Here is a 12,750-nt window from a genome sequence, read left to right as displayed (position 1 = left end):
GCCCCTCTGTTTGGGGAGGATGGCGCAGCGCAAAACGGCGCCTATCGTCCCGGATTCATGATCAGCACTGCAGCGCCGCCCCTGGCGCATTTTGGAGCATTTGAGATGGAGCTTGCGACTGCCGTAGGGCTCGTTGGCGCAGTAGCCTACCTGGCAGGCTATGCGTTGATCCAGATGCGCGTGCTCTCGATCGATGACGGCCGCTATGCGGCGCTCAACGTCCTCGGGGGCGTGGCCCTGATATACTCGCTGATCTGGAATTTCAACCTTGGCTCGCTTTTGACCCAGGTTGCCTGGCTGATTTTCACCGTCGTCGGCTATCTCCACAGCCGCCATCAGCGCCGGAAGAGCGCCAAGCCCGCGACCATTCAGGCGCCGGCCAATGACGAGACCCTGCCGCCGACCGAGGTCGCAGCCTAGGCTTCGTTATTGACGTTATTGGCGATGAGCCAATCTGCGACTTCGCGGGTGATGCGACGTTGATGCCGATCGGCGGGGCGCATGAGATAGAAGCGCCCCTCCGATTTCATCGTGTGCTCATGCATGGGCACGAGCGTGCCGGCTTCGAGCTGTTCACGGATGAGCCAGGTCCAGCCAAGGACATAGCCCCCGCCCTGCATGGCGGCGGCGACGCAGAGGCCATAATCGCCAAGGAGCCAACGGCGTTGACCGGTGGGCGGGGTAAGACCCGCACTACGCCACCAATGCGGCCAATCCTGCCATTCGCGCAACGTTTCCTCGATGCCGATGATGACGGGGTCGGGCACATCCATGAGCGGCAGAAAGCCCGGCGCGGCGACGGGCACTATTTCTTCGCGGCCGAGAACGATGGTGTTGACCCCAAGCGGCTTTTCACTGCGGTAAAAGACGGCGAGATCGAACTCGTCGAGCCGCAGATGCATGATGTCGTCGGTGACTTTGAGGCGAAGTTCGAGCCCGGGAATATCTTGCTGCAGGCGCGTGAGGCGCGGCATGAACCACTGATCGGCAATGCCGCGCGAACAGGCGACGGTGATCTGGCGGGCGCCGGTCCAAGTGCGCACGCCATCGGTGACGGCAGCGACTTCGCCCAAAACGCGCGAAATATCGGCGGCGTAGGCCTCGCCGACCGGGGTCAGACGGACGCCATGGACGGCGCGGGCAAAGAGCTTCGAGCCGATGAAGGCCTCGAGCTTGCCGATCTGGCGGCTGACGGCGCTCTGAGTCAGCCCAAGCTCGATACCGGCCCGGGAAAAGCTGCCGAGCCGCGAGGCGGCTTCGAAAACGACCAGGGCATTGAGCGGCGGCAATTTGCCGAGCTTGGACATCGGGAATGGGTTCGCGCTTCGGGGTGTTATACTTCCGATTAGCACAGGCAGGCGCGGCGCCGAAAGAGAGCCGCGTCAAGACTGCTTTCCGCAAATGCCCGCGATGGCTATGAGGACGCGGCGGCGCGCGGTTTCGGCATTGTCGCCGTAGCGGTCGATGGCCCAGGAGATCGCCAGGATCAGTTCATAGATCTCGTCAGCCGTGACATTTTCGGCAGCTTGTCCGGCAGCCATGGCGCGCTGAAGTAGGCGATCCGTTTCGTCGATAAGCGGACGATTGGAGGCACTCAGCGAGCCGCCGGGTTCGGCATGGGCGGAAGCGAGGCAATAGGGCAAATCGTGCCAGATGCGCAATTGCCAGGCGAGGCTGACGAGCCACGCGCTCAGGGCTTCGCCGGGCGGGAGCATCTCGGAGAGCACCCTGCCCTCTGCCAGAGCTGTCTCGAAACTCGATTGAATGATCTCGACGAGCAGATCGTCGCGCGTCGGAAAATTGCGATAGAGCGTGGCATTGCCAACTCCGGCCATCGCGGCGATGCCGTCGAGCGGGGCCATGACACCCTCTGCCTCGAATGTCTGTCGCGCCGCCGCCAGAATCGCATCGCGGTTTTTGAGCGCATCGGCGCGGGGTTTCCGTGTCCTTTCCGTGCTTACCAAGTCAGCCTCTCAAAAATAGCGCCAGACCACTCTTGCTTAAGTGGATAGTGTCCCCATTTATTTTGCGGGGATTGTCCCCACTTCATATAGAGAGCTCACATGGAAAAGTCACTTGATGGTCGCACGGTGTTTGTAACGGGCGCCAATGGCGGTTTAGGCGAACAGTTCGTTCTGCAGGCGCTGGAGCGCGGTGCGCGAAAAGTCTATGCCGCCGCACGGACACCGCGAAACTGGGACGATGTCCGTATCCAGCCTCTCGCGCTCGACATCAATGACCCGCAGGCCGTGACCGACGCTGCGACGGTTGCAGCCGACGTCGATCTTGTGGTCAACAATGCTGCGATCGCGCCGGAAAACGACTCGCTGGCGGGTCCCGAGGAGAGCCTGCGGCGCATTCTCGAAACCAATCTGTTCGGCAATCTGCGCGTCGCCAACGCTTTTGCGCCTATGCTCGCGACACATGGCGGCGGCACCATTTTGAACGTACTGTCAGCCGCATCTTGGATCGGGCTTGGCACCGGCTATTCCGTTTCGAAAGCCGCCATGTGGTCAGCGACCAACGGTCTGCGCTTCCAGTTGCAGGACCAGAAGACGCAGGTGATTGGCCTATTGGTCGGCATGATAGACACGGCTATGTCCGCGCGTTGGGATGTGCCCAAGGTCAGCGCGGCAAGCGTCGTGTCGCAGGGCTATGACGGCGTTGCCAATGGCGCACTCGAAGTTTTGGCCGACGACGACACCCGGGGCTTAAAATCCATGCTGAACATGAAGGCCGAGGAGCTTTATCCGATGTTGCATGCGCAGCTTGCCGGCTTCAAGGCCTAGGACGGACGGTTGCAGCTCATCGTTCCGGCTTCGGCCGGGACGGCGAACTTGCGCCCGCGGCCGAAGCCCTGCACAAATGCGAGAATTGCGTGGCACATCAAGGGGCAACGACCTGCACAAGGGCAAACTTATTCTCACAACCATGGGGCTGATCGGCGTCGCCGTGATTGCGGCTTTCGTTCTCGATCGTCTCGGCGTCAATGCGAGCCAGGAGGTGGTCGTCGGCTTTGGTGCGGTTTGCGGTCTTTTGGCCTGTGGATTGGCCTTTCGGGGCAAGACGGCGTCTCTGGCAAGGTTGGCGATGGTCTTTGTTTTTGCGGCCGTGGTTCTTGCTGGACCGGTGACGGCATTTTTCGTGGCATTCGGCCTGGCGAGCGGCTTTGGCGGGCTCTCGGCCTTGGCCGGGACATGGGGCAGCCCCGGAATGGACGGCGTCCTCGGCCAAAGTCTTGTTTGGGTGCTGATCGGGACGGTCGGTTTTTTCGGCTTCATGAGCCAGGCATGGGCCCTGTTGCGCGCGTTTGGCGTTTTTGCTGACGCGAGACGCGGAGCTTAGGCCGCATCATGCATATTGTCCTTGGAGCGCCGGGTTCGGGGAAATCAACCGTCATTGCCTTGGTTGCGAGCCAGCTACCACAGTGGGTTGTCTTGGACTGGGATGCGCTGATGAAACCAGCGGGCTTGCTCGCCGGCGCTGATATTCCGTCGACACCCAGCACTTGGACCACTTATGCAGCGCTCGTGCGCACCATGGTGGAAAGCGTGGGGCCGGATCGGGTGGTGTTATTCGGCGTCCAAACGCCGGACGAGATAGTTGATTGGCCCGAAGCGACGTGGACTTTGCTGGACTGCGCGGATGACGAGCGCCAGCGCCGCCTTGAAAAGCGCGGCGAACATGCGCCAGGCATCGTCGAGGCGATCGAGGATGCGGCGACTTATCGGCGGCTGGGGATTTTTACGATCGACGGGACCACACTGACGCCGGCCCAGGTCGCACGGAACGTCGTCGAGCGAGTGCAATCACTCGGATAAGCAGCGCCAACAGGTTCTTCGCTTAACCTGTGACGCCTTTCGTTTTCGTTCGCTTTTCTTTCGATTGGGTCTATAACCGATTCCAGTGGCTGGCCGAATGACTGTGCCCAAGCAGCGGCTGGCTGGGGAGCAATTTTGAAATGAAAAAGCAATCTCGCCTGTTCCACCTGGGATGGGTGGTCATCCTTATCGGTGCGCTTCTCGCGCACTTTATCCAGACCTCCGGCGGTATCAGCATTCGCGATATCCGGTTCAACGGCGCCAATGGTCAGGTGCTGAGCGGTCTGCTCTATGTGCCGCCCGGCGTGACCGCAGAAAACAAGGCGCCCGGCATTCTGGCCGTGCATGGCTATATCAATAGCCGCGAAACCCAATCGGGCTTTGCCATCGAATATGCGCGCCGCGGTTATGTCGTGCTGGCGCTCGATCAATCCGGACACGGCTATTCCGACGCGCCCGCCTTTGCCAATGGCTTTGGCGGTCCGGCAGGTCTCGCGTATCTTCGCAGCCTCGACATTGTCGACACCAACAATATCGGCCTTGAAGGCCACTCCATGGGTGGTTGGACGGTGCTGGCAGCGGCTGCGGCCATGCCGAACGATTATAAAGCGGTGGTTCTCGAAGGCTCCAGCACCGGCGCGCCCTTTGCGCAGGAAGGCTCGACCACCTGGCCGCGCAACCTTGCTGTCGTCTTCTCGAAATTCGACGAATTCTCGCCGCTGATGTGGAACGTCGATCGGGCGCAGGACGTGGTGACGAGCCCGAAACTGCAGGCCGTATTCGGCACGACCGATGCGGTGGTTCCGGGCAATGTCTATGGCGACATTGCCGCCGGCACCGCGCGCATGCTGCAGACCCCGAACACGACCCATCCGGGCGATCATATCTCGCCCGAAGCCATCGGCTATTCGATCGACTGGTTTGCCCAGACGCTTGAAGGCGCCAAGCCCATTCCCTCCTCGGACCAGATCTGGCTCTGGAAGGAAATCGGCACGCTGATCGCCTTTGTCGGCTTCATCATCTTGCTCGCCGGCACATTTGAAATGCTGCTGTCGACTGCGACCTTCGCCCATCTGCGCCAGGCGCCGGTGGCAACGGCGCATCGCAGCCGCACGGCCAAGTGGTGGATCGGGTTTGCGCTCAGCGCCTTCATTCCGGTGCTGACCTATTATCTGTTCCTTTATTGGGGCGGCCAGCTTCTGCCGGGTTCGGCGCTGTTTCCGCAGACGATCACCAGCCAGATCGCCTTCTGGGCGCTGCTCAATGGCGTCATCGTCTTCCTGATCGGCTTCGTGCTGCGGGGCGAGAAAGTTTCGGCGCGGGGCAATGTGCTCGGCTCGATCCTGATTGCGCTGGCAACGGTGGGCATAGGCTATCTCTTCGTCATCGCAGCCGATTTTCTCTTCAAGATCGACTTCCGGTTCTGGGTTGTCGCCTTAAAGCCGATGAGCCTGCTTCAGGCCAAGATCGCGCTCGTTTATCTCGTGCCGTTTACGCTGTTCTTCGTGCTGGCCCTGCGTGGCCTCCACACCGGCCTGACGGTGACGGGCGACAGCCGCGCCAAGCAGTATCTGAGCAATATCGGCGCGCTGGCGCTGGGGTTCCTCGTATTACTCGTCGTTCAATATGGCTGGCTTCTTGTCACTGGGCATCTGCTGAGCCTCAACGAGCCGCTCAATACCGTTGTCGCCATCCAGTTCCTGCCGCTGATGGCCATCATCGCGTTCCTCTCGACGTTCACCTATCGGAGGACCGGTAGCTATCTGCCGGGCGCGCTGATCAACTCGCTCTTCGTGACTTGGTACATCGTCGCGGGGCAAGCAACGCAGTTCCCCGTCAGCTAAGGCTGGGACGAAATGACAAAGGGCCGGTCTTGCGACCGGCCCTTTTGTTTTGATGACGGGCTCGCTTAGCCGCCGAAAATGTGGGGAAGCAGGCCCGGGGTCGCCACGCGGAAGCTGACGATGCCGTCGTGGCCGGGTGCGTCGAGGCCTGAATCAAGGCTCGTAACGAACACGGTACGGAGGTCCGGTCCGCCAAAGCAGGGCATGGTCGGCTTGGCGATGGGCAGATCGACCCAGTCGAGCAGATTGCCATCGAGATCGATGCGATTGATGCGGCTGCAGGATGGCGCGGCTGACCAATAGGTGTCGGTGATATCGAAGGCGCCGCCATCGGCACGTCCATTGGCAAGGTCGTGTTCGCGGAGGCGCCGCTGGTTGGAAATGGCCCCGGAGGACGGATCGAAATCCCAGCGATCGATGAACATCTCACCCTGCGAATCCGAGTGGCACATGGTTTTCCCGTCCTTGGTCCAAGCCAAACCATTGGAGGTGGAAAAGCCTTCGGTAAGGAGGGTGACGCGCCCCGCGGCATCGACGCGGTAAAGTGCGCCCTTGGGCTGAGGCGAGCGATCCATGCTGCCGACGTAAAAGGCGCCATCGGGGCCAACCTTGCCATCGTTGAGGCGGCTGACTTGGGGCGGCAGATCGATCGACGCCAAAACCTCGCGGGTGCCGGTCTCGGGGTCGAAGAGGATGACGCTCTTTGATAGGGCGACGACGACCCCCCCGCCTGTGGCGAGGCCAAAGCTGGCAACCTCGTCGCCCAAGGACCACTCCCGCCTTGCGCCGCTTTCAATATGAAGAGCGTGGATCTTGCCGGCGGGGATGTCGCACCAGAAAAGCTCGGCGGTTGCGGCGTTCCAGGTTGCGCTTTCGCCTACCCCGAAGCGCTCACGGATGACGAAGTCAACGGGGCCAGTTGCAGCGGTCATCGCGGTTCACCCGTCTGGTGTTCAAGGTTCCAATTGCGATAGCGCCGGCGGCCATTATCGAGATGGATACGCATGCTATCGCGCGCCAGTTGCGGCTGGCGATCAGCGATAGCATCGGCGATGGCCCGGTGTTCTTCCTGGATTTTCTTGAGAAAACTGATCTGCTCGTCGCTATCGGCAAAGGCAGCGCCGAGGGCTTTCCGCGGGATCAGGCGCTCGCCGAGCTGATCGACGAACTCGACGAATTTCGGATTGCCGGTCGCCTGGGCAATCGAGCGGTGCAGCGCCCGATCGGCGTCGCTGGCCATAGCCTTGTCCTCGATGTGCCGGGAAAAGCTCGTCATGGCCTGTTCGATCCGCAGGAGATCGGTTTCGTTGCGCCGCTCAGCAGCAAGGCCGGCTGCTTCGATTTCGACGCTCATGCGCAATTCCATGAACTCGATCACATCGGCAATATCGTTGGGTGATCGCATCACGAGCGAGCCGGGAGCCGGCGACGGCGCTTCGCTGACATAGACGCCCGAACCGCGCTTCGAGACGAGCCGGCCCTCTGCCTGCAGGCTGGCAATGGCTTCACGCACGACGGTTCGGCTGACACCAAACTTCAAACATAGCTGTTCGGCTGTCGGCAGTTTGTCGCCTGGCTGCAAGTTTTCGGACGCGATGAGGCTGATCAGCCCACCCTTGACCTTATCCGTCAGTCGCGCTGCACCCTGCCGCATCATCAACCCACCCAGAATGTGATGTCTTCGAGCCCCTCACCCTGACGAGAGCGGCCCGAATTCAACTTGTAGCACCGACAAATATTTCATACAACTTTTTCAAAGTTCACATAACTCTGGATCAGCGATGTATGTAGGAACCCAGCTTAGCGGCAAAGACGTGCAGCGCCTCGGCGACCGCTACCTCCGGCAACTGGGCCAACTGGGCCTTAAGCACGTCTGCATCGACCCGCCAGGCAATCCCTATGAATGGACGCGTGATGTCATCGCGCGCCATATCGATCGGCTCGACAAGCACGGGCTCGTACTCGATATGGTGCAGTTGCCGATGCCGTCTTCGGGTATCGGGACCCATCAATCGCCGGGCGTTGTGCTGGGCAATTCGCCCGAGCGCGACCGCGAGATCGATGGCATGTGCACCATCATTCAAAATCTGGCGGCGCTTGGTGTCCACGCGACCAAATACAATTTCAACCTCCTTGGCATTCCGCGCACGCCATCCGAGCGCGGCCGCGGCGGCGCTATCGTCTCGACCTTCCGGCACGAGCAACTGACCAATAGCGACGAGCTGACGGAAGCCGGAAAAGTCAGCGCCGAGCAGTTCTGGGAGCGGATCACCTATTTCCTCGAACGCGTCGTGCCGGTGGCGGAAGCCGCCAAGGTGCGCCTCGCCTGTCACCCACATGATCCGCTGACCCCGCCAGGCTATCGCGGCGTCGAACAACGCGTGCTGGGCAATGCCGAGGGTCTCAAGCGCTTCGTGCAGATTGCGGAAAGCCCCTATCATGGGCTCAATTTCTGCCAGGGCACGATCGCGGAAAGCATGGAAAATCCGCGCGCTGAAATCGACGAAGTGATCCGCTGGTTCGGCAGCCGCGGCAAGATTTTCAACGTCCATTTCCGCAATATCAAGGGCGGCCGCTATTCCTTCACCGAGGTTTTCCCGGACGATGGCGACATGAACATGGCCCAGAGCTTTAAGGCCTATCACGAGAGCGGCGTCGACTGCATGATCATGCCGGACCACATGCCGGAGATCGATGGCGAGGCACCCTTCGAGACGGCATTTGCCTTCGCGTTCGGCTACATCATCGCCCTGTTCCAGGCCAATGGGCTCGATCCCTACGGCCATTGATCTAGAACCAAAGATATGAAAGGCCCGGTATCTTGCGATGCCGGGCCTTTTGCTGAGTAGATCAGCGGTGGTGCGTCGCGATGAGATCGGCTAGTGCGCTTCGGTCATTGGATCAGGGAGCCACCACCCCAGCGGTCGGATTAGTACTATTTCATGGAATTAGTATGATCGCAAATGCGGTCGACGGCGATGCGCATCGCCCGGAGCCATTCCCCTGAAGCGCTGGTCGCAGTGCGCAATTTCAAAGCACCGCGGCGTTGAGAGATGGTATGTCTGGCCGCACACCGCAGGAGCGGAGGATAAGAGCTTGAACCATCTGCTCGCGGACTTTGATATCGGCCTGTTGCTGACCTTCGATGCCATGCTTCGGGATCGAAACGTCACGCATGCTGCGGCACGGCTTAACATTACTCAGTCGGCGCTGTCGGCACGGCTGACGCGTCTCAGGCAATTGCTCGGCGATCCGCTCTTTATTCCATCAAATTCAGGCCGGGGCATGGTCGCATCGCCCCATGCATTGGCCTTGGCGCCCGACCTGGCGAGCCTTCTGGAACAGCTCAGCGATTTCATCGGCACCGCGCGGGTCTTTGATCCCAGCGTCAGCAGGCGCATCTTTCGCGTGGCCGCAACCGATAACCCGGTTTCGATCCTGGCGCCCGACCTTATCCCGCTAATTCGAAGCGCGGCGCCTGACGCGCGGATTGCCTTTACTGTACCCAACAAGGCCCGGATTGCCGAAGACTTGGAACAGGGAGAGGTGGACGTCTTCATCGGGGTCAACGAAGACGCGGCGCCTGGCCTGATGGCGCGCAAACTGTTCGAAGAGGCATTCGTGACCGCCTATCGGCATGGCCATCCGCGAAATCCGGGGCCGATGACGCTCGATGAATTCTGCGCTCTCGATCATCTGCTCATCTCCACCAGCGGTGGGCACTTTTCAGGGATGATCGATCAGGCGCTGACAGAGCTTGGTCGGGCAAGGCGGGTCAGCGTCTCTGTGCAAAGTTACGCATTGGCACCGCTGATGCTGGCCAGCACCGATCTGATCTGCACCCTGCCCCGGCGGTTTCTGCAGCGGTTTGAGTCCATGCTCGAGATCATCGAGACCCCGCTCGATTTGGCGCCATTCGAAATGACGATGTTTTGGCATCCGCGAATGAACGCGGATGCTGCCCATGTCTGGCTACGCCAGCAAATTCTCTCGACGGCAAGGGCCGGGCTTTGGCCCTGACGTAAGGCTCAGAACTGCTGAAGCAGGTAGTCGCCCACCTTTTCGGCCTTCGGGTCGAAGAGGGTGTCGAGGCGCGAATTGAGGACGTAGACCCCATTTCCGGCCTCGACCGCCGCGGTCGGCATCGAGAGTTCACTCTTTTCGCTGCGCGTGATGGTCGTAGATTTCCAGCCATCGGTGGAGGTCAGTTCGACTGTCCGATCAGACCCCAGGTTCTGGACGACAAGCAGGTGTTCTCCATCGAGGAGATGAATACCGTCTGCGCCAAGCAGTGGCTCGGGCAAGGCCACACTCGAAATGTCCGTTGGATCGGAGAGGCTCACCCGGAACAGTTCGCCGCTGTTGTATTTGCCGACGATTAGATAGCCGTCTTCATGCACGGCAATGCCGTTGAGATTGAAGCCGTCTTCGGACCAGAACTGTGGGTCTTGCGCAAAGATCGACGCCTTCCCCGATGTGTCGATCTTGTAAATGATCGGCGCGAAGCTGTCGGTCACATAGGCATTGCCCGCAGCATCGAGCGCGATATCGTTGGCAAAATGCGTGCCTTGGCTGAGCGCGCCGAGATCGTAATAGTCCTTTGGCGTGCCGGATTTGGCGTCATATGTCGCGACGCCAGCGAGTTTCCCTTGGGTAGCTATGCTGGTGCGTGCCCCGGCTCCGGGATCGGAATTGGTCACCCAGAGCGTATCAGTCTGATCATCGACCAGTAGCCCCACGGTCGAGACCAGCTTGTCGTCGGCGATAAACGGCGTGTAGGCGCCGGTCCGGTCGAGTTTGGCGACCAGCCCTTGAGTGACGGAGCCGAGCAGGAATACGTCCTGTTCGGCCGAAAAGGTGAGGCTCTCGGGATAGGAGCGGTCCGAGGCGAAGCCGATATCGGCAGCCGTGGTGGGCACTGCCAGAGAGAGAAGAGCGGCGCTTGCAACGCCGGCGAGCAAAGTGCAGGAGATCATCATGCGGTCCTTTCGATCATGATGCCCATGATCTAGGACACGCTCCGCCAGGCTTGAAACGCGGCTCGGCGATTGGAGCTATCGATCAAATCGATGGCTTACTGAGATCAAATGCAGGGGCAGCTATCGATCTCAGCGATAGCTGCAAATCTTCGTATCGATTTCCGGGTCAGGCGCCGCGGGGGCATCTTCGGCCGCAGATGAGCCCGAAACCGCGGCTCAGACAGGAGACATCAATGCTCGATTTCTATTTTCACGCGACGCCGAATTCGATGAAGGTTGCGGTGTTGCTGCACGAACTCGCCCTCCCCTTTTCGGTCAAACCGGTGGACATCTTCAAGGGCGAGCAGCACCTCCCTGGCTTTCGGGCGATCAACGCCAATGGCAAGGTGCCGGCGATTGTGGACGGCGACACGATCGTCTTCGACTCTCACGCCATTCTGCTCTATCTGGCCGACAAGCACGGCGCTTTCGTGCCGACAGACCGGCGCGACTATGCCGCCATGCTCTCATGGCTCGAGCTGGTCGCAACTGGGCTTTCGCCCTTCTCCGGCCAGGCCATCCATTTCATGCATTACGCTCCCGAGCACCTGCCCTACGCCGTCAACCGGTATACCAAGGAAGTGGCGCGGCACTATGAGGTGCTCGACGACCGCCTTGGCAGCGCCCAGTATCTAGCGGGGGAGACCTATTCGATCGCTGACATGGCTCTTTGGGGATGGGCCGCTTCGGCAGGCTTCATCTTTGGCGATGCAGGGCTCTCGGCCTATCCCAATGTCCAAAGGTTCATGACGGAAATGGCGTCGCGTCCCGCGGTGCAAAAGGCGCTGGAGCTGAAAGCGGCTCACACATTCAAATCCGACCTCGATGCAACTTCGCGCAAGGCGATGTTTCCGCAAAACGAGAGCGATGCAGCCTAGCGTTTTTCGGATTTCGGGCCACCGTCTCCAACTTTGGCCGCGAAATCGACCAGTAGGCGAGCGAGTTGTGCGGGCTGTTCCTGCTGGATCCAGTGCCCCGCACCTTCAACGAACGCGACATCCCTCAGTTGCGTCGTTGATGTAGTTTGCATTAGGTCCAGCGCACCGGGCGAAATGTAGGGTGCCCAATCCTTGTCGCCGCCAATAAAGAGCGATGGCACATCGAGCGTCCGGCCGGAAAAGAGACGCAGCTCGGCGCCGAGTGCGGGGTCGGACAGCACACGGTAGCCTTGCATCGCGCCTTGGAAGCCGGTGCGCGAGAATGCCTCGACATAGACATCGAGCTCAGGCTCGGTGAGCCAGTGGGCGGCGGCAACCTCTGCGTCTGAAGGACGGAATGGAGCGACGTTCTCGGGCATCGTCTTCCCCTTTTCCATCACATAATAGGTGGGCAGTGCGGCGAATGCTTCAGGACTTGCGGGGCTGAGCGGATGCGGCGCATTGCCGGCCCAATCGGCGCTTTTGACGTGAAAGAAGGTCCTGAAAAACTGGCGGAGGCCCTCTGGTGCATTTTGCGGATCATCACTGGCGCTGCGCGATGCGAAATAGTGCTGATAAAGCTCTCGCGGTGGATCGAGCGCGGCAAGGCCGGCCGCCAATTGCTGCACCGGGGACTGTGCTGGCTGGGGCTGCGGGGCTTTGTCGGCGGTGTCGAAGGGAAAGGCCGGCACGCCGGGAAAGGGCGCGCTCATCAGGACGACTGAGGGAAACACATCGGGGCGGGCGATGGCGCAATAGGCCGCGATGGGCGAGCCGAAATCGTGTCCGACCAGCATGGACGTGTGGGAATAGCCCAAGGCCGCAACCAGGGCGAGTGTATCGCGCACCATGTTGAGAATGCCAAAGGGCGCGAGAGGCGCATCATAATCGGCCGACCATCCCGTGGTTTGACCATAGCCGCGCTGATCGGGCGCAACGACGTGGTAGCCGGCCTCTGCTAGGAGCGGCATCACATGGCGCCAACCATAGGCGAGATCCGGAAACCCATGGAGAAGCAGCGCCAGCGGGCGTCCGGTCTCCTTATGCCCGGCTTCAAGAATATGAAGATCGAGGCCATTTACCGCTGGGATCATTCGCGAGCGAATTGCCGCCGGCAGCGCGCCCTGAATATCTGTGAAAACCATTTGAT

14 protein-coding genes are annotated in these 12,750 nt (G+C 60.6%); 8 read left to right on the top strand and 6 right to left on the bottom strand.

Annotation, left to right across the window (positions count from 1 at the left end):
• The first annotated feature begins 105 nt into the window (after positions 1-105).
• Positions 106-420 (top strand): CBU_0592 family membrane protein, encoded by a 315-nt coding sequence (locus DevBK_RS18310; protein ID WP_061911940.1) that lies wholly within the window; start codon positions 106-108, stop codon positions 418-420.
• Here the strand turns inward: DevBK_RS18310 and DevBK_RS18305 are convergent.
• Both DevBK_RS18305 and DevBK_RS18300 read right to left on the bottom strand, forming a co-directional pair.
• Positions 417-1,307 (bottom strand): LysR substrate-binding domain-containing protein, encoded by an 891-nt coding sequence (locus DevBK_RS18305; protein ID WP_317186483.1) that lies wholly within the window; start codon positions 1,305-1,307, stop codon positions 417-419. The two genes, DevBK_RS18310 and DevBK_RS18305, sit on opposite strands and share 4 nt — an antisense overlap.
• A gap of 75 nt (positions 1,308-1,382) precedes the next feature.
• Positions 1,383-1,964: a TetR/AcrR family transcriptional regulator gene (locus DevBK_RS18300; RefSeq protein ID WP_317186482.1), complete on the bottom strand. Its 582-nt coding sequence runs from the start codon at positions 1,962-1,964 to the stop codon at positions 1,383-1,385.
• Between the two features lie 99 nt (positions 1,965-2,063).
• Between DevBK_RS18300 and DevBK_RS18295 the strand changes: the two genes are divergently transcribed.
• The 4 genes from DevBK_RS18295 (at position 2,064) to DevBK_RS18280 (ending at position 5,665) form a co-directional block, all read left to right on the top strand.
• On the top strand, positions 2,064-2,789 hold the full coding sequence (locus tag DevBK_RS18295) for an SDR family oxidoreductase (RefSeq protein WP_317186481.1): 726 nt from the start codon (positions 2,064-2,066) through the stop codon (positions 2,787-2,789).
• Between the two features lie 76 nt (positions 2,790-2,865).
• Positions 2,866-3,345, top strand: a complete 480-nt coding sequence (locus DevBK_RS18290) for a hypothetical protein (RefSeq protein ID WP_156464173.1) — start codon at positions 2,866-2,868, stop codon at positions 3,343-3,345.
• 8 nt (positions 3,346-3,353) lie between these two features.
• On the top strand, positions 3,354-3,821 hold the full coding sequence (locus tag DevBK_RS18285) for an AAA family ATPase (RefSeq protein ID WP_317186480.1): 468 nt from the start codon (positions 3,354-3,356) through the stop codon (positions 3,819-3,821).
• A 140-nt stretch (positions 3,822-3,961) separates the two neighbouring features.
• On the top strand, positions 3,962-5,665 hold the full coding sequence (locus DevBK_RS18280) for an alpha/beta hydrolase family protein (RefSeq protein WP_317186479.1): 1,704 nt from the start codon (positions 3,962-3,964) through the stop codon (positions 5,663-5,665).
• Positions 5,666-5,730: 65 nt separating this feature from the next.
• Here the strand turns inward: DevBK_RS18280 and DevBK_RS18275 are convergent, their stop codons facing one another.
• Both DevBK_RS18275 and DevBK_RS18270 read right to left on the bottom strand, forming a co-directional pair.
• On the bottom strand, positions 5,731-6,597 hold the full coding sequence (locus tag DevBK_RS18275) for an SMP-30/gluconolactonase/LRE family protein (protein ID WP_317186478.1): 867 nt from the start codon (positions 6,595-6,597) through the stop codon (positions 5,731-5,733).
• On the bottom strand, positions 6,594-7,322 hold the full coding sequence (locus DevBK_RS18270; RefSeq protein WP_317186477.1) for a FadR/GntR family transcriptional regulator: 729 nt from the start codon (positions 7,320-7,322) through the stop codon (positions 6,594-6,596). Before DevBK_RS18270 ends, DevBK_RS18275 begins: the two co-directional genes overlap by 4 nt.
• Before the next feature lie 124 nt (positions 7,323-7,446).
• On the opposite strand from DevBK_RS18270, the gene DevBK_RS18265 reads away from it, so the two are divergent.
• On the top strand, positions 7,447-8,454 hold the full coding sequence (locus tag DevBK_RS18265) for a mannonate dehydratase (RefSeq protein ID WP_317186476.1): 1,008 nt from the start codon (positions 7,447-7,449) through the stop codon (positions 8,452-8,454).
• Positions 8,455-8,761: 307 nt separating this feature from the next.
• Complete coding sequence (locus DevBK_RS18260) at positions 8,762-9,685, top strand: LysR family transcriptional regulator (RefSeq protein ID WP_061911841.1); 924 nt, start codon at positions 8,762-8,764, stop codon at positions 9,683-9,685.
• Positions 9,686-9,693: 8 nt separating this feature from the next.
• On the opposite strand, the gene DevBK_RS18255 is transcribed toward DevBK_RS18260, so the two are convergent.
• On the bottom strand, positions 9,694-10,644 hold the full coding sequence (locus tag DevBK_RS18255; RefSeq protein WP_317186475.1) for a hypothetical protein: 951 nt from the start codon (positions 10,642-10,644) through the stop codon (positions 9,694-9,696).
• A gap of 233 nt (positions 10,645-10,877) precedes the next feature.
• On the opposite strand from DevBK_RS18255, the gene DevBK_RS18250 reads away from it, so the two are divergent.
• The gene (locus DevBK_RS18250) at positions 10,878-11,561 is read left to right on the top strand and encodes a glutathione S-transferase family protein (RefSeq protein WP_061911839.1); all 684 of its coding nucleotides are present in this window, start codon (positions 10,878-10,880) and stop codon (positions 11,559-11,561) included.
• On the opposite strand, the gene DevBK_RS18245 is transcribed toward DevBK_RS18250, so the two are convergent.
• Entirely contained in the window at positions 11,558-12,745 is a 1,188-nt protein-coding gene (locus tag DevBK_RS18245) for an alpha/beta hydrolase (protein WP_317186474.1), read from the bottom strand. The two genes, DevBK_RS18250 and DevBK_RS18245, sit on opposite strands and share 4 nt — an antisense overlap.
• Positions 12,746-12,750 lie beyond the last annotated feature (5 nt).

Source organism: Devosia sp. BK, assembly GCF_032907385.1.
Lineage (GTDB): Bacteria > Pseudomonadota > Alphaproteobacteria > Rhizobiales > Devosiaceae > Devosia.
The sequence above is the reverse complement of the archived record's forward strand: the minus strand, read 5'-3'. Positions and strand labels throughout refer to the sequence as shown.